Annotated in this window: 16 protein-coding genes; 6 read left to right on the top strand and 10 right to left on the bottom strand. The window is 45.5% G+C overall.

The features are described from left to right. Positions 1-4: 4 nt before the first annotated feature. The 7 genes from B0H94_RS04445 to hpaE form a co-directional block, all read right to left on the bottom strand. Positions 5-1,081 (bottom strand): TRAP transporter substrate-binding protein, encoded by a 1,077-nt coding sequence (locus B0H94_RS04445; RefSeq protein ID WP_245893899.1) that lies wholly within the window; start codon positions 1,079-1,081, stop codon positions 5-7. Between the two features lie 127 nt (positions 1,082-1,208). After that, on the bottom strand, positions 1,209-2,132 hold the full coding sequence (gene hpaI / locus B0H94_RS04440) for a 2,4-dihydroxyhept-2-ene-1,7-dioic acid aldolase (protein WP_106588049.1): 924 nt from the start codon (positions 2,130-2,132) through the stop codon (positions 1,209-1,211). Positions 2,133-2,229: 97 nt separating this feature from the next. Beyond that, complete coding sequence (locus B0H94_RS04435) at positions 2,230-3,114, bottom strand: FAD synthetase family protein (RefSeq protein WP_106588048.1); 885 nt, start codon at positions 3,112-3,114, stop codon at positions 2,230-2,232. Positions 3,115-3,134: 20 nt separating this feature from the next. Continuing rightward, complete coding sequence (locus B0H94_RS04430; RefSeq protein ID WP_106588047.1) at positions 3,135-3,596, bottom strand: flavin reductase family protein; 462 nt, start codon at positions 3,594-3,596, stop codon at positions 3,135-3,137. Between the two features lie 565 nt (positions 3,597-4,161). Further along, positions 4,162-5,142 (bottom strand): 3,4-dihydroxyphenylacetate 2,3-dioxygenase, encoded by a 981-nt coding sequence (gene hpaD, locus B0H94_RS04425; RefSeq protein WP_106588046.1) that lies wholly within the window; start codon positions 5,140-5,142, stop codon positions 4,162-4,164. Positions 5,143-5,166: 24 nt separating this feature from the next. Then, positions 5,167-6,639, bottom strand: coding sequence for a 4-hydroxyphenylacetate 3-monooxygenase, oxygenase component (gene hpaB / locus B0H94_RS04420; RefSeq protein WP_106588045.1), 1,473 nt, complete (start codon positions 6,637-6,639; stop codon positions 5,167-5,169). A gap of 27 nt (positions 6,640-6,666) precedes the next feature. Then, the gene (gene hpaE, locus B0H94_RS04415) at positions 6,667-8,190 is read right to left on the bottom strand and encodes a 5-carboxymethyl-2-hydroxymuconate semialdehyde dehydrogenase (protein WP_106588044.1); all 1,524 of its coding nucleotides are present in this window, start codon (positions 8,188-8,190) and stop codon (positions 6,667-6,669) included. A 174-nt stretch (positions 8,191-8,364) separates the two neighbouring features. On the opposite strand from hpaE, the gene B0H94_RS04410 reads away from it, so the two are divergent. The 6 genes from B0H94_RS04410 to B0H94_RS04385 all read left to right on the top strand — a co-directional run bounded on the left by B0H94_RS04410 (position 8,365) and on the right by B0H94_RS04385 (position 13,620). Next, the gene (locus tag B0H94_RS04410; RefSeq protein WP_106588043.1) at positions 8,365-9,249 is read left to right on the top strand and encodes a LysR family transcriptional regulator; all 885 of its coding nucleotides are present in this window, start codon (positions 8,365-8,367) and stop codon (positions 9,247-9,249) included. A 108-nt stretch (positions 9,250-9,357) separates the two neighbouring features. Further along, positions 9,358-10,014: a GntR family transcriptional regulator gene (locus B0H94_RS04405; protein ID WP_106588187.1), complete on the top strand. Its 657-nt coding sequence runs from the start codon at positions 9,358-9,360 to the stop codon at positions 10,012-10,014. Positions 10,015-10,731: 717 nt separating this feature from the next. Continuing rightward, complete coding sequence (locus tag B0H94_RS04400; RefSeq protein ID WP_106588042.1) at positions 10,732-11,406, top strand: NAD(P)H-dependent oxidoreductase; 675 nt, start codon at positions 10,732-10,734, stop codon at positions 11,404-11,406. A gap of 260 nt (positions 11,407-11,666) precedes the next feature. Beyond that, the gene (locus B0H94_RS04395; RefSeq protein WP_106588041.1) at positions 11,667-12,434 is read left to right on the top strand and encodes a fumarylacetoacetate hydrolase family protein; all 768 of its coding nucleotides are present in this window, start codon (positions 11,667-11,669) and stop codon (positions 12,432-12,434) included. A gap of 28 nt (positions 12,435-12,462) precedes the next feature. Next, the gene (locus B0H94_RS04390; RefSeq protein WP_106588040.1) at positions 12,463-13,224 is read left to right on the top strand and encodes a fumarylacetoacetate hydrolase family protein; all 762 of its coding nucleotides are present in this window, start codon (positions 12,463-12,465) and stop codon (positions 13,222-13,224) included. A gap of 15 nt (positions 13,225-13,239) precedes the next feature. Continuing rightward, positions 13,240-13,620, top strand: coding sequence for a 5-carboxymethyl-2-hydroxymuconate Delta-isomerase (locus B0H94_RS04385; RefSeq protein ID WP_106588039.1), 381 nt, complete (start codon positions 13,240-13,242; stop codon positions 13,618-13,620). 670 nt (positions 13,621-14,290) lie between these two features. Here B0H94_RS04385 and B0H94_RS04380 read toward each other — a convergent pair. Genes B0H94_RS04380 through B0H94_RS04370 form a run of 3 tightly spaced genes read right to left on the bottom strand, consistent with a single transcriptional unit; the run spans position 14,291 to position 17,769 of the window. Further along, positions 14,291-15,184: a CE1 family esterase gene (locus B0H94_RS04380; protein WP_181315251.1), complete on the bottom strand. Its 894-nt coding sequence runs from the start codon at positions 15,182-15,184 to the stop codon at positions 14,291-14,293. Between the two features lie 32 nt (positions 15,185-15,216). Further along, entirely contained in the window at positions 15,217-16,626 is a 1,410-nt protein-coding gene (locus B0H94_RS04375) for a dihydrolipoyl dehydrogenase family protein (protein ID WP_106588037.1), read from the bottom strand. Continuing rightward, entirely contained in the window at positions 16,627-17,769 is a 1,143-nt protein-coding gene (locus tag B0H94_RS04370; protein WP_106588036.1) for a biotin/lipoyl-containing protein, read from the bottom strand.

Raw genomic sequence — 17,769 nt, 5'->3', positions numbered from 1 at the left:
TTTTCTACTCATCACCTAGTGATTCCGCGTAGTCATATACTTCTTGTGCCGGCAGCCCTTCAGCTTCTCGTTCTTTAATCCATTCCTCAACACCTGTAAGCAGGTACTCTTCCCATTCTTCCTGATCGGCTTCGTCAAGCTCATAAAACTCCGCCCCAGCTTCTTCCGCTGCTTCAATCGCTTCTTCTCCGCGCTCATCCATCATTTCGCCTAAATGAACTGACATTTCCCGTTTAGCAACGTCTTCTACTTGTCCTTGGGTTTCTTCATCCATTTCATCCCAAGCTCCTTGATTCATCACTGCAAAAAACGTTGTCATATAGAAATCACCGACGGTAACATAATCAATCACTTCTTGAAGACTGTAATCGAGCAAAGTGTGATACGGGCCCACAGTCCCGTCAACAGTGCCGCGCTCAAGCGCTTCATATGTTTCATTCATTGACATTGTCACCGGCGTCGCTCCGGCAGCTTCAAGCCATTTATTCACTTCCGGCGAAGGTGAACGCATTCTCATTCCTTCAAGATCCTCAACACTTGTTACTTGTTGATCTACTGTATAAATTTGGCCCGGCTCAGATGTTCCGATCCAAAGCACTTCTACATCATCATATTCTGCTTGAATTTCCGGGAATTCTTCGTAAAGGTCCCAAAGAATGTCAGAACCTTCTGCACCTGTGCTCGCCATAAACGGCTGCTCCATGACAGACGTTAATGGGAACTGACCTGGTGTATAGCTGTGTACACTAAATCCCATATCTGCAACACTTGTCGCTGCTGCTTCGTACTGCGCATCCGGCTCAGCAAGCTGAGCACCTGGGTAAGACGTAATATCCACCCCTCCATTTGTAGCTTCGTTAACATCTTCAATGAAAGGAGTAACAACATCTGTCTCCATCACATGACTTGAAGGGAACATATGGGAAAAGTCATATGAAAACTCCCCAGCTTCTCCTCCCTCATTCTCTCCTCCGCTCGTTTCACCTTCCACATCGGTGTCTCCCCCACATGCTGTCAGACTGAACATCGCAGCTGAAAGTACAACAGCATATGACCACTTCTTATCAAATGTTTTCAACACTTGCCCTCACCCCTTTAACATTTTAAAGCGTTTACATTTTGTATAAAAAAAAGAGGAGAGCTGTATCTCCCCTTTCTAGTTGTCAGCACGTCACGGTCCATGTTCTTTTCCTTTACCAATTACTCGCTTACGCGTAACTAACTGCTTCAATCTTATAGTCTTGTAACGTCCGGCGGATTTCATCTTGCAGTTCCTTGGAAGGAAGGTCCATCGGCAGACGCAGATCTGGGTGAATTTTACCCATCATACCGAGCGCTGCTTTTACTGGTGCTGGATTTGTATCTTTAAACAATACATCGTTTAAATTCATTAATTCAAAGTGCAGATCCTGTGCTTTTTTCACGTCACCTGCTGCCCAGGCATCATGCATCTCAGCTACTTTTTTCGGCTCAACGTTGGCTGTTGCACTGATCGAACCAGCACCACCGATCGCAAGCATTGGATAGCAGAGTAATTCGATGCCGGAGTACAACAAGAAGTCACGGCCGCAGTTGAGCATGACACGGTTAATATGTTCAAAGTCTTTATTGGATTCTTTAGCACCAACAATGTTTGGGCAGTCCGCTGCTAAGCGCGCCATGGTTTTCACTTCCATGTTCTGCGCTGTACGACCGGGGATGTTGTAAATAATAATCGGGATATCAACGGCATCTGCCACGGTCTTAAAGTGTTTATACAGCGCATGCTGGTTTGGCTTATTGTAGTACGGCACTATAACCATGGCCGCGTCTGCACCCATTTCTTCTGCCTTTTTTGTTAAATACATGGTTTCGTCATGATTGACGGATCCTGTTCCCGGAGCAAACGGTACGCGGCCGTTAATGGTCTTCATTGCATTTTCCATCACCTGCACCCGTTCTTCTGTCGTTAAAGAACTCGGTTCACCAGATGTGCCTGTAACCGAAATTGCGTGCGTTCCGTTTTCAAGCTGAAACTCGATCAATTCCGACTGGGCTTGAAAATCAATTGCATGATCAGATGTAAACGGCGTAACAACCGGACATACCGAACCTCTTAATTTTTGTTTAATTTCAGCATAATCCTTTGCCAATGAAACAACCTCCTAACTGAATTTTCTAAATAGTTTCTATTTTATGTTATTGTATACGATATCATATATGATATCAATTATAATGTCACTCGGTCTTTTATACACTTACGCTTAATGCTTCGAACTCATCAATTGTTGATTGCACGTGGAATGGATAATTTTGCGGATCTGCAATAAAGTTATGCCATTGCAGGTGGACCGTTTCACCAGTGAAAACAGCTTCTGATTGTAAGCCGTAAACTTCCAGGCATCGTTTTTGACCTAATTTTGTCACTTCGCAAACTGCTTTTTCATGGAAGATCCCCCGCCGTACTGAAACTTCATAAGTACCGCTGCATGGGAGAAGGTAGTCATCAACGACTTCTATAAATGTTTTATTGCCGTCGTTGTAAAGTTCACCTTCGATTTTATATGACTTGCCTAAATAAGAAGGTACACGTTCAACCCGACCTGACGTAATCAGTTCACGAAGTAATGTAGAGCTGATTTTCTGCTGGTTTTTTTCTTTCTTGCTTACAACAGTGACAGCAAACCGTGCTTTCGCATCTACTTTTAACTGATCCATCGTCCCCTGCCCTTTAAAGCCGTACGTATAGTCAAACCCTGCAACCGCATGCTCACACTGTAATCCGCAGAGGAAATCATCTACAAAATCCTGGTGAGGAATCCGCGCTACCTCTTCGTTAAAATCAACAACGTACAAAAAGTCCACCCGCAGCTTTTCAAAGATTTTCTCTTTTTCAAAGATCGGTGTGATATATTCGTTAATCTGCTTTCCTTTTTTAATAACGACACTTGGGTGCGGAGAAAACGTCATTACCGCAAGCTTTAGCCCTTTTCTCTCTGCTTCTGCGCGTGCGGTTTTAATAATCTCTTGATGCCCAAGGTGAACACCATCAAAAAAGCCGAGGGCCATCACACACGGTTCACTTTGCAGCTGAACGGACTTTTGTATCGGATAACTCACCCGGATTGTCTGCATCTTGTTTCCTCCTCAATAAATCAAGCTTTAAACTCTTTATATCCGCCTTCAAAGTACAAGAGCGGCTCGCCATCTTCGAGTTTAATATTCTGCACTTCACCAACAAATAATGTGTGATCGCCTGCTTCGTGCGTTTGATAGACTTTACACGGGATCGTTACAATGGAATCAGCAATTGCCGGTTGACCTTCAAAATCCTCAAAATTGACTTCAATACCTTCGCGCAGCTGACCCGCAAACTGCATAGATACCTCCTGCTGATCTTGAGACAAAATGTTTACACAGTATTCGCCTGATTCTTGAACCCAGCTCAGCATTTTTGCTTTGTTTGCAACTGAAATTAATACAAGCTTTGGGTCCATCGAGACAGACATAAATGCATTTGCGGTCATGCCATAAACTTCGCCGTCTACTTCAGTTGTAATAACAGTTACACCTGTTGCAAATTTACCCATCGCTGTTCGAAATAACCTGTCTTCCATGATGAGAACCTCCTTTAATCAATCATTATGCGTTCTAATCGGAAACAAGCGGAACATAACGCTCCGCTCAGCATATAAACAAACTTTTGAAAAAACGAACTCTTATACCGCTTTTCGGCGGACGCTTGCCTCGGTTACGGACTCAACTTCCTCGGTAGACAACCACTGCCTGCAGGAGTTTCGGCTCGCGCTTTTCCTGGTGGCATCGCTGTCGATGCTCGTTAGCCTTTCGTTATTTGATGGTCATGAATGGTGGTGATCCTTTTGATCAAGTAATACCTACACAAATCAATTTCATAACGACGCTTTATGAATAATCCAACGAACCATATACGAATATAAAAGTAACCGAACCGAAAGACGGCGACTCCCAGAGGATGAAGCGCAGCTCTCGGGAAAGCGTCCGTCGGTAGTTTTGGTTACGTTCATTGTGCGATTTTATCCTCTTAATACAACAGCCCGCGGAGCTCAGAGCAGTAAGCTGTGCGTGAATTTTTGGTTTTGTACTTTGCCGATAGATTGTGCAGAACTCTCTCCGTCGTTTTGTTTTTAATGTCCACCGTTCTTAGATGACAAATGTCGGCTTCTTCTTCTCAAGCTTCGGCTCTTCAAGTGCAATTTGGGCACCTGTTTCAATATCCAGGACGCGAGACGCTTCGTTAAACCAGCTGTCAGGCGCTTCGTGGCCCCAGAATGTTTGACGCATCGGATCATCCAAATCCCAGCGGACAGGCTCAAAATCAGGGTCACTTGTTAAGTAGTCCCCGTTGTAAAGCTCAATCCGGTGGCCATCCGGATCTCTTAAATACAAGAAAAACGCATTGGAGAGGCCGTGGCGGCCGGGACCTCGTTCAATATTTGCGCCAAGCCCCATTGATGCAAGCACATCGCATGCATCGATGAGCGAAAGCGGATCTTTCAACCAGAAACCGATGTGATGCAGCCGCGGCCCCTTACCGTTCATAAACGCAACATCATGCACACTTGGCTTTCGGTGCAGCCACGCGGCCCAGACCTGCTCCTCTTCGTTTGCTGTGTACTCTGAGCAGGAAAAGCCGAGATTGTTCATGTAATCGTCGTATGCTTTCCCCACATCTGGTACCATACAGTTGAAGTGGTCGATTCGCTGCACTTTTGCCCCTTTATGAAGGTGAAATTTCTGCAGCATACGTTCTGCTTTTTCTATCTCTGCGAAAAACTCCACCGGAAGCCCTGAAACATCCTGCACGCGTAAAGTGCGTCCAATCGCCGGCTGTGAACCTTTTTCCATCCATATTGTTCTTAAGCCTTGCTTTTTAAAATGCGCTTCGAGTTGATCTAAATCCGCTTCTGAAGTCACTTTGTAACTGACCGCTTCCACCGCAGGTTCTTCTTTCTTCTTTAACCACAAGCAGTGATGGGTGTGATCCTCAATGCTGCGATAAAAAATATTTTCATGATCAGATGCTGTTTCAATAAAACCGAGCGCATCGTAAAATGCTCTCGATTTTTCCAGATCCGTCACGTGGAGAATGGTGCGCCCTGCCCGAATAATATTGAAATCCATGAAGTACTGCCCCCTTGTTTTATGTTAAGAAAGCGTTAAATCGTAGCTTCCCTGCACTTGATCAAGAAAATCGTTTACAAAATCTTTGTAAGGCTGTTTCTCATAGTTATCAAAATACGTCATCCCCATCTTAATCGGATCCCCGAAGAAATAGTACTCATAATGCATCTGCCTTGAACCGAAGGCACTCATTGTCACATCCCAGGCAAGACGGAACAACTTAACCCGCTCGTAACCTTCCAAGTTTTTCGCCTGCAGACCACGGTTAATGATCGGACCGATTTCTTCATGGGCAAAATCAGCCTCTGTTGGTATGCCCATCAAGCCGGAAGCACCGAGAATACGAAGAATTTCAACAATCCGCGGGTATACACGCGGATACCAGTTACGCGCAGCATCTAAAGCCTCATAATCCGGTGTCATCGTTCCCCACTTATCAAGCTGTGCGTTCTGTTCCGCACGATATAGGTGGGATTTCATCGTTTCAAGCATCAGCATCACTTCAGTGCCTTTGTCTTTAACGTGCTGGAACTGATCAATACCGATGGAATCCATCAAGTTTAAGATAATGCCGAGCATGAATTCCGTTTTTACGACATTTTTAGCCACAACTTGATGGGACATGTGCACCACAGCATTTGTCTCCCGGAACGTGCGGTTACAGATGGAGGAGTTGCCGCAAATAAAGACTTTATCCCAAGGTACAAATACGTTGTCAAAATGAACAACAGCATCTCCCTCTTCAAAACGACTACTCATTGGGTGGTCCCACTCGCTGCGTCCGTAATCAAACGCTTCGCGGCTGATATACTTTAAGCCAGGTGCATTATTTGGTACAACAAAAGCGAGGGAATACGGATCGTCTTCTTCTCCAGCCGGCTTAACCGTGGACGGGAAAACGAGAATTTCATCCGTAATACCACCTTGAGTTGCAAGCAGCCGCACACCATCGACAATAATACCGTCTTCACGCTTTTCTTTCAGATGCAGCGCCACATTCGCGTCGTCCTGCTGTGCCTGCGCTTTTGCCCGGTTTACCTGCGGGTGAATTAACGTATGGGTGAGGCTAATATCATTTTCACGGGCGTACTCGTAGTATTTTCTCGCGTTTTCAGCAAACATCGGATCATCTTCAGCAAAGAGATCATTGGCAATCCCCATCGCCATAACTTCTGAGTTCAAATAATCCGGCGAACGCCCCATCATACCACCGGAGGTCTTTGCCCACTCTTGAATTGCTTCACGACGCTTCACAAGGTCCTCAATCGTTTTTGGCTGCATGAACGTCATGCCAACTTTTTGGCCGGTCGTCGGCGATGTGTAAAGCATCTTTTCAGGCTTTTCATACTGCAAATCATATAGATCAGCCATCGAATCAATGACATTTTTAAACGCTGGGTGCGTTGTTGGATCATCGACACGCTCACCGTGAATATAAACATTGTTCTGCGCCTGACGGAGACGCTCTTTGTATTCTGTTCCTGTCTTTGCAGGCATAAGAATTCCTCCTCTTCGATTGATGGATTATTTCTTGCCAAACTGCGGGATATAGTGGTCACTCATAGCAACGTGGATGATTTTCGGCTCGGTATAAAATTCAAACGCATAATGACCGCCTTCACGCCCGATACCGCTATGCTTTGATCCGCCAAACGGTGTACGTAGATCGCGTACATTCTGAGAATTCACCCACAACATACCGCTTTCTACCGCCTGCGCCACGCGGTGACCGCGTTTAATATCATTTGTCCACACATAACCGGCGAGACCGTATTTGACATCGTTTGCTTTTTCAATCACTTCTTCTTCATTTGTGAACGTCATCGCAGCAAGCACCGGACCGAAGATTTCTTCCTGCACGACCTGCATTTGATTATTCGCGTGCAGAAGCACTGTCGGCGCAATAAAGTTTCCAGAGCTACATCCTTCTGGGACATGTCCGCTTACGACCTCACAGCCTTCTTGTTCAGCCAGCTTCAAATAGCTTTGCACATTCTCATAGTGTTCACGATGAATGAGCGGACCTACCTGTGTGTTGTCATTCATCGGATCTCCAACCACAATATTTGCGACCCGTTCTTTCAACGCGGCGATAAACTCCTCTGCAATGTTTTCATGAACATACAAGCGGGAGTTGGCTGTACATCTCTCACCGTTAAAGGAGAAGATCCCCCACGTGCAAGCATCGAGTGCCCGTTCTACATCCGCATCATCAAACACGATGATTGGTGATTTTCCGCCGAGTTCCATCGAAAAGTCTTTTAAGGAGTCGGCACCGTTTTTCATGATTTCCGAACCAGTTTTTGTTTCACCCGTGAATGAAATCAACTCTACATCCGGGTGAGCGACCAGGGAGGCACCTGCGGTTTCACCGTGACCGTGAACGACGTTAAACACCCCATCCGGAAGCCCTGCCTTATCAATAATTTCTGCTAGACGGTTCGCTGTAAGCGGCGACCATTCTGCCGGCTTTAAAACGACCGTGTTTCCTGTGGCAAGGGCCGGTGCGATTTTCCACGTCTCCAACATAAACGGCGCATTCCACGGTGTGATTAAACCAGCAACACCCACCGGGTTATACACCGTGTAGTTAATGAATTCATCATCAACTGGATACACTTCACCGACAAGGCGGGAGGAAACCATCTCCGCATAGAAACGAAAGTTATTTGCCGCCCGGGCAACCATCTTGCGCGTTTGACTGATCGGCAGCCCTGTATCAAATGACTCAAGCGGTGCGATTTCTTCAATATGCTCATCTACAAGATCTGCAATTTTATGAATATAGCTTAACCGCTCTTTTAATGGCATGCGCCCCCACTCACCTTTAAAGGCTTTACGAGCCGCAGCTACCGCTTGATCAATGTCTTCTTTTCCTCCGTGCGCCACCTGATTAATTTCCTCATTTTTAAAAGGGTCATAGTTTACGAAAGGATCATGGCTTTTTGCATTTACAAATTGACCATCAATATAAAGCTGAATGTCTTTCACAGCATTTTTCACTTCTTCTCTCGTTTGATTCACAACCGACACGCTGTTCGAACTCATATCCTTATCCTCCTTTTGATAGCGCTTTCTTTTAAGCGTAATAAAAAATACGAAAAATTATTAAATTGTCTGAATTATTTGCAACTCAAATATAGCACGGGCTATAATATATTAAAAATATTAAAAAAGTATCTATTGTATATATTTTTGATATACATAGTCAGGAGGTCAAAAATGGACTTCAAACAAATGCGTTATTTTTGTACCGTTGCGGAAGAGGGACAAGTGACCAAGGCTGCAAAGAAACTGCACATGGCGCAGCCGCCGCTAAGTCAGCAGCTGAAACGGCTTGAAGAATCTTTTAATTGTACATTGTTTGAAAAAGATGAACGAAAAATGGTGTTAACTCCGGTAGGTGAGGTGCTATACGAGCGGGCTAAAGGGCTGCTTGAAGATTTGGAGGATACGATCACTGAAGTGAAAGAAACAAGCGAAGGGATCCGCGGTAAGCTCTCTATCGGCTCAAATAAATCCTGCTTTTCCCACCTGCCGCCGCAGCTGCTTGCACTCCGGGAAAATCACCCAAACCTTACTTATCAGCTGCGCGAAGGTGATACTTATACGCTGTCTGAAATGTTGTTACAACGTGAAATTGAGCTGGCTCTTGTCCGTCTGCCTGCAGATACCACCAAGTTTTCGATGCTGCCCCTTCCTTCAGAACCGTATGTTGCTGTAATTCCAGCCTCGTGGGAAAGTACCGCTGAGGATCGGCATACCTTATCTTTAAGTGAATTAAAGAATACCCCTTTAATGCTTTTACACCGTGTGAGCGGCGCTGGACAGTTTGAGTTAATTGTGCAGGAATGTGAACGTCACGGATTTAAGCCGAACATTATTTGTGAGTGCCCGGATGCTTCGATGCTTTTATCATTGGTAAATGCCGGGGTGGGCGCGACGATTATACCAAAGGCTTCGCTTGCAGGTTTTGCTTACCCAAACATTCGCTCCTTCCACCTAGAAGACATTGCGTTTGAAGCAGATCTCGGTTTCATATGGAAAAAAGATCAATATTTAACGAAAGCAGCCGAACAGCTGCTTCAGCGTTTTGAAGTGACTTGATATTAAAATGAACTAGACTAAATGCTTTTCATAACCAGCCAACACCCCCCTGGGCGGTTGTACCGGAGTGCATTGTGAACATATATGAATTCATATATAATGTTTTGTATGACAAACGAAAAAATCAATAAAACCAAACATGCTTACGATGTCATTAAAAGCCGTATTCTTGATGGCACATACGCTGCCGGACAAAGAATTATACTCGATCAAATTGCAAAGGAGGTCGGTTCAAGTGTCATCCCTGTCCGTGAAGCGATCCGCCGCTTAGAGGCAGACAAACTGATTGAGTATAAACCAAATACAGGTCCTGTCGTTCATTCGATTGATGAAAAAATATATATGCAGACCCTGGAGCTTTTAGCCGTGTTAGAAGGCTATGCCACTGCACTGAGTGCCTCGCATATGACTGAAAAAGACATCGGGGAACTCAAGCGTTTAAATGAAGCGATGCAGACCGCTTTAAGTGAATATGACTTTCAAACCCTTAGTGCGTTGAACAAACAGTTTCACTTTCTCATTTACGACCTCTGCCCGAACCAACTGCTGATTACGGATATTAAAGAGTCATGGGCCAGGCTCGATACGGTGCGTCACACTGCATTTACATTATTTCCGATGCGTGCACCAGCTTCAATTGAAGAGCACGCAAAGCTCGTTTCACTTTTAGAAGCAGGTGCCTCAACCCAGGAGATTGAAGAACATACCCGTAAGCATAAGTTAAACACGCTTGAAGCTTACAAAAAAACGCAATTAACTGACTAAATCCGTTTCAAACTATCGACAAACTTTAAAGAAAAGCGAAGGCTGACGTCGCTTTTCGGCGGACGCTTGCACCCGGAGGGCACAAGTGCGACATCGGTTTGATCTGCGCTAACGCTTGATCGCACCGTGTCTTCTTAGCCTCTTGTACCTCCTCAACTTCCTCGGCAGACAACCGCTGCCTGTGGGATTTTCGGCTCGTACTGTTCCCGTAGGCGTCGCCGCCGATGCTTGTCAGCCTTGCGTCATTTGCTGGTCATGAATTGTAGAGATCCTTTTTATCAAGCAATAACTACATGAATTCATTTCATAAATCCATTTCATAACGACGCTTTATGAGTAATGCAACGAACCATATACATGAAAAATGCTTACTGATCTTTAAATTGACAAGTGACCGAAACGAAAGACGGCGACTCCCAGAGGATGAAGCGCAGGCTGAAGATCCACTTGTTCGAATGGAAATCAATTCGAACAAGTTAGCTGAAGCCAAGCCCTCGGGAAAGCGTCCGTCTGAAGTGAAGGTCACGTTCATTTTTCGGTTTTTATCGTCTTAAAAGCCAGTCCCGTTTTTTTCATTATTCATATTCGCAACCCCCACCTGATCACATTGAGGTGGGGGTCGTTTACGTTATAGAGGAATGCTCGAGTCGTTATTGTTGCTGCATGAATCCAGCTCACCTACGATAGATCATGGAACAACACGTAAGGGGTGAAACGATGGATACAAAAGATGTACAAAAAGCAGAAATCTTGAAGGCATTTCACTTTCGTCATGCTACAAAAGCATTTTCTTCAGACGAATTAATCTCAGAAAGTGATTTTCAGTTCATTCTTGAAACCGGCCGGCTGTCGCCAAGTTCCGTTGGGTTAGAGCCTTGGCGCTTTCTCATTATTCAAAATGAAGACATGCGCGACGCTTTAATTGACATGACCCCAGGGGGAGCCGAGCAGCTGAAAACCGCCAGCCATTTCGTCATTATTCTTTCAAGACGCGACGTACGATTTGATTCTGATTATTTTAAATCGATGTATACCGAAGTGAAAGGAATGCCAGAGGAGACGTTCGATGAGCACATGGTTCCGGCGTACGAAATGTTTCAAGGAGATATGATCAACATCTTAACAGATAAGGTACGTCTGCTGGACTGGTCGCAAAAACAAACGTATATTGCTCTCGGCAACATGATGACAGCCGCCGCGCAGATCGGCATCGACTCTTGTCCAATTGAAGGGTTTGATTATGACCGTGTTAGACAGTGGCTGATAGAAACCTCCCTCATGGATCCTAATCGCTACGATGTATCCGTTATGGCAGCTTTTGGCTACCGTGCCGAAGATCCGCCGCGGGAGAAAAGCCGGCTGCCCCTTGAAGAACTCGTGACTTACATTTAGAAATACCGGTATTAATACGCTCCCCTAAAGATAGACAGTTAAAGTCTTTTTAACGTCATGGGGAGCTTTTTCTATTCCCACATGTCATTTTAGCTGTGACACCTCTATTGATTAGGTTTAGCTTTTCAATCATCTCAGGACCACTCATATTAACAGTTGAAAATTTAGAAAATTCGTTTGAAGTTGTATCAGAAATCATATATAATATCATATATAATTAATAGTATAATCTACCTCGTACGTTAGGAGCTGCATAATTTATGATGAAAAGCAAAGCCTATTTCAGTGATTCAAAGATACCTGTGCAAGTCAACGTAGATCCTGATCAAAACGAGCTAATTTATCAAAATGATCGTTATAAAAAACATGATGTTACGTTCAATGCACCCATTAGCGGGACGGTTTACGGCGCTGCTTTAAATTTTAAAGATACGTTAGAAAATTATAAGCATGCATTTGAACAAGAACCGTATAAAGCACCACCTGAAGCACCGGTGATGTACATTAAGCCAATCAATACGATTACAGCTGAAAAGGCATCGATTCCGTTGCCAAACCATGAATCGTATTTACAAACCGGCCCTTCGCTCGGCGTTGTTTTTAACGAAACGGCAACTCAGGTAACAAAAGAGGAAGCTTTCAATTACATTAAAGGCTACACCGTCATCAATGATCTCAGTATTCCCCATGAAAGCGTGCACCGGCCGGCGATTAAAGAAAAAGCGCGCGACAAATTTTGTCCAGCAGGCCCTTGGCTTATCCAAGCAGATCAAATCAACAACCCTGACGACCTTGATATCTATGTGTATATTAATGGCGAATTAAAGATGTCTCATTCAACGAGCAACCTCGTCCGCAGCATTCCTCAGCTCATCGCTGATATTACAGCCTTTATGACGTTTTATGCAGGTGACACCTTGATCGTCGGCGTGCCTGATAACGCACCTACTGCTCAAGCAGGTGATGAAGTCACCGTTCACGTGCAGGAGGTTGGCTCTTTAACCAATACAATAACGTCTGAATCTTAACGATTTAAATTAAAGGAGGAACTCAACCGTGAAACATGCAATTGTTGCTGCAGGTGGTGCTGTTCATCAAGCTAGTGCCACCGATGATGGCCGTGTTCAACTGCCAGACGGACGCACCTTTACTGAAACAGAAGTGACGTGGCTCTCCCCTGTCGAGCCGAGAACGATTTTTGCACTTGGGCTGAATTATGCCGATCACGCTTCAGAACTTTCGTTTCAAGCACCAAAAGAGCCACTCGCATTTTTAAAAGGACCTAACACGTTAATCGGTCACAATGCGTCTACGAAACGACCGGAAGAAGTGGAACTGATGCACTACGAATGCGAACTCGGTGTTGTGATCGGAAAAGAAGCTAAAGATGTTGCAAAAGAAAATGCCTATGAATACGTAAAAGGTTACACTGTCGCAAACGACTATGCGATCCGGGACTATCTTGAAAACTACTACCGGCCGAACCTGCGCGTTAAAAACCGGGATACGTGCACCCCGATCGGTCCGTGGCTTGTTGACCGCGATGATATAAAGGACCCGATGAACTTGTCGATTCGTACACAAATCAATGGTAAGACTGTTCAAGAAGGCAGTACAAAGGACATGATTTTCGACGTTTCAGATTTAATTGCTTATTTTAGCAGTTTCATGACGTTAAACGAGAACGACATTATTTTAACAGGCACACCTAAAGGAACTACCGGCGTTCACCCAGGTGATGAAGTTATTACTGAAATTGAATCCATCGGCAGTCTGCGAAATTACATCGCGAGTGATCAAACCTTTCAAAAGGCGTAAGGAAAGGAGTCGACGATGCCACATTTCATAGTTGAATACACCGATAATTTGAATGAGGATCTTGACTTGCACCGTTTTCTTCAGCAAGTAAATGAAACGATCATTGCCCAAGGATGCTTTCCTACTGGGGGCATCCGCTCACGGGCGATTAAGCTTGAAGACTATGTCGTTGCCGATGGAAGCTGTGAAGATGATACCTTCATTCACGCGAAGCTGAAGATCGGCCAAGGTCGCTCAGAGGCGGAAAAGCAGAAAGTTTCTGATGAAATATTTGCCTTAATGACCGATTACTTTGCTGACGTTTTTGCTAAACACCCCTTTGCACTCTCCTTTGAACTTGAAGAATTTCAACGAACAACTTACAAGAAAAATAACATCCACGCGCGTTATAAATAGAAACAAACGCTGCAGCCCTCACGCTTTGTGAGGGCTGCAGCGTGTAGACAAACTCTTGAAAAAGCTAAGGCTGACGTCGCTTTTCGGCGGACGCTTGCCTCGGGTACGGCCTCAACTTCCTCGGCAGAAAACCGCTGCCTGCGGGATTTTCGGCTCGTACTGTTCCCGTAGGCGTCGCCGCCGATGCTTGTCAGCCTTGTGTTATTTGACGGTAATGAATTGTAGAGATCCTTTTGATCATGTAATAACTACATGAATTCATTTCATAAATCCATTTCATAACGACGCTTTATGAGTAATCCAACGAACCATATACATGGGAAATGCTTACTGATCTTTAAATTGACAAGTGACCGAAACGAAAGACGGCGACTCCCAGAGGATTCAGCGCAGGCTGAAGATCCACTTGTTCGATTGGAAATCAATCGAACAAGTTAGCTGAAGCCAAGCCCTCGGGAAAGCGTCCGTCTGAAGTGAAGGTTACGTTCATGATCCAGTTTTCTCCTCTTAATAGGGGGGAGACCGCGGACCTCCGGGCAGTAAGTCGTCCGTGAATCTTAGGTTTTGTACTTTGTCGACAGTCTGGAGCCCTCACGCTTTGTGAGGGCTGTTTATTATTGATCCACGCATCTGAGGAGCTGGCAAGTTTCAGCCTAACGAGTCCCAGCCATTATGACTGCATCACTTTACTTTCACGGTTTAAGAGTTTCATTTGCTGCCAAAGCACGCGGCTTGCCTCAAGCTGCTGACTTACTCTGCCAAAATATGCGGGTTGAACTTTCGGGCCACCAGGCCACGTATGCCCGCCGCCTTTCACCGTGTAGAGCCAGGCCACCGGCTGAATTTCTTCATTATAATATTCTTTTGCAATGACCCTGGTAGGGTCCGTTAAATCAAGCGGTGAGAGACGTTTTTCTACGGTTTCAGCCACGTTTGAAACGAGCCCAGTCATTGTGGCTTCAGCACCGAGCATCTCTGTTACTTCGTACTGAACGCCGGCGCGTGCATAAGCGTGATCATAAGGAACAACCGGATCCTTATCTCCCATGATAACCACAGCCGGCGCAGCGTTTGTACTGGCTGTCTGCGCCGTATCATGCGCAAGCAGCGCTCCTACACTTCCAACAGCCGCAAAAGTGTCCGCATATTCAACCGCGAGCCGCAAGCTGAAAGCGCCTCCGTTGGAAAAACCAGAGGCATAAATTTGTCCACGGTCGAGCGCAAACTTTTCGGCGAACACTTCAATGAGCGCCAAAACAAACGCTGCATCATCTACACCGGCTTTACGCGCCCGGTTACTTTTTGTCCCATCATGCCACTGCTTCACTTCTTTCCCATCTCTATCTGTCCGTATAGCTTCTGGATAAACCACCACATGTCCGTCTTCAATAGCTAACTCATGAAATTTCGTCAGCCGGCTATGGTAATCTGCATCACTTCCTGCTCCGTGAAAGCTGAAGTGAATCGCGCGCGGCTGCGACAAATTCAAGTTTTCAGGGATGACATAAGCATACGTCCGCTCGACCCCCTCTACTGTTAAAGAGCTTCTCTGCAGTTTACTCAACATCATCACCTCGCTTTCTTATTTGAAGGCTTTTAACGAAGATGAATCGCTTTCTCCTCTAGTCCTTCTACAGCTTCCATCCACGCTTCATTAAAGCTTGGATGCGGATAATACGGATAAGCGGCATCCTCCACTCTCCCACCCATCTCTAATACCTGCACAGCGGCACTGATCATTTCAACAGCACCAGGACCGATACTGTGAAAGCCGAGCAGCACTCCGGTTTCTGCTTCACTCACAACTTTCACGAGCCCTTCTTTTTCGCCAGCAATCGCTGCATAACCGTTCCCGGTCATTGGAAATGTGCTTTCTTTCACAGCATAACCTTCCTGCAACGCTTCTTCTTTTGTAAGCCCGGCTGAAGCAACCGGCTGAAATGTCCGCGAAATCACCGGGTAAGCAAAAGGATCCCACTCACTTTTCATACCCCCGATTACTTCACCAGCTACTTTACCCTGCTTCAACGCAATTGCAGCTAATTTTGGAGATGATGTAACATCACCGACAGCAAATATATGAGATTGATTCGTCTGCACTGCTTGATTAATTGGAATAAAGCCCTGCTCATCCACTTCAATACCTGCTGCTTCTAAATGCAGCGTATCTGTACGGGGGCGGGGCATGCCGGGCCGATAAAAGCAGGCGCCCTCCCATTGTTCAGCCCCCTTTTTGCTTTGAAAATCCACAACAATTGAGGTGTCTGTTTCATTTACGTGTTGAATCGTAACCTCGGTGTGTACTTTGATTTTTTCTTTTTTCAACAGGCGAAGTAATTCTTTATTTACCGCTGTGTCAAAAGCTAGCGGATTTTTTTCTTCAATACAAAGCGTTACGTTCGTACCAAGCGCATGAAAAGCGTGCGCCACTTCTAAACTGATGTAGTCACTTCCTACAATCAACAACTCGCCAGGGATCTCATGAAGTTGATAAATCTCGCTGCCGCATAATTGCCGGTTTGTCGACATCTTCCCTTCACCCGGCCAATACCGGGAGGATCCAGTTGCGATGACGGCATTTTCGAATTTAAATTTTTCAAAAGCATCGTTTTTCTCGACTCCGAGTTGTGTGGATGATAAAAACGAAGCGCTTCCTTCAACAACTTCAATTTGATAATTTTTAAGTAAGTCGTGAACCCCTTTAGCTGAACCGTTGACCACTTGATGTTTTTTCTCCTGCAGCTGCGAAAAATCCACACGTTCAGGTAAAACAGCGTCCAAGCCGTATTGAGGTGCTTTCTTCATTGCTTTCAGCTGTGAAGCTGCCTCGGTATATACTTTAGAAGGTACACAGCTTTCATTTAAACAGGCGCCGCCTACGTCTTTGGATTCAATCAACGTAACTTCCCGGCCAAGCTGCGCAGCCCGGATCGCTGCATGGTAACCGCCCGGGCCGCCGCCGATCACAATGACATCTTTTTCTTCTGCAAAATCGCCAACTACCATTTACACCAACTCCATCAACAAGTGCTGCGGATGTTCAAGCAGCTGAACCGCATCTTGAATAAATACCGGTGCCATCGCTGCGTCCACCTCACGGCTGTCATATGTGAAAGTAACTTCGAGCACACTTCGAACTTTCACTTCATCCTCAACGACAACCGGCTTTTTCGTGATCTTATGAATGTTCACCATCATGCCTGCAGCATAGCCGGTCCGGTCTGGGAGATTATTGTGTAAAGCATCCGGGATCTGCATGGTAAACACTGGCCTTTCTTTCATCTCTTCCTGTTCCGGAGCGAGACGTTTCAATTGTTCAGCTGTTTCACGAACGGACAACTGATCCACATGCTTTAAAACAGCGACATTCTCTGGCCGTTCACTTTCTTTTAACACCGCAGCGTTCACCGCTTCGTTTGAAGCACCTGCTTTTTGAAACGGCTGTCTGCGGGCTGAAAGGGTAAAAGCTTTCAATAAAACCGCCACATTTGTTAACGTTGCTTCCGGATCTTCGGCGGAAATCACACCAAGCGTTTCTAAACGGTCCAATTGAATGTCTGCCTTTGATGTGAAATATGTGCTCAGCCAAGGGGCGGCATCTACTGACTGCAGGCTCTCTTTCACTACTGACTCCTGCTTCACTTCAGTCTCAACAGCCGCTGCCGTCTCACTTTCTTGATGCATGGCTTGATATACATCTTCTTCAGTCACCCGCCCAGCCGGACCACTGCCTTGAATTTGTTCAATATCCACATCGTTTTCCCGGGCAATTTTACGCGTGTAAGGTGCAGCGAGCACCCGCCGGCCTTTTGAAAAAGCCATCGTCGATGTTTGTAAGCTTGCCTCCTGCTTTTCGGTTTGATTATCGCCGCTCTTTTCTGACGATGAAGACTCAGGCTGCGCTTTTTCAGCGGAGCCGTCATCAATGACGATAATCGTGTCCCCAACTTCAATCACATCGCCAACTTTGGCTTTAAATTCAGCCACTTTGCCAGATCCGGGCGCTGAAATTTCAGCCGCCATTTTATCTGTTTGAATTTCAACGAGCGGTTCATCGTTTTTGACCACATCACCAGGTTCCACTAAGAAATCCAAAACTTCAGCTTCATGCATCCCTTCGCCGATATCACTAAGTTTGACTTCAATCAT

This window comes from Salsuginibacillus halophilus (assembly GCF_003014715.1).
Classification (GTDB): domain Bacteria; phylum Bacillota; class Bacilli; order Bacillales; family Marinococcaceae; genus Salsuginibacillus; species Salsuginibacillus halophilus.
Note: the sequence above shows the minus strand (reverse complement) of the source record. Positions and strands in the feature narration are given on the sequence as shown.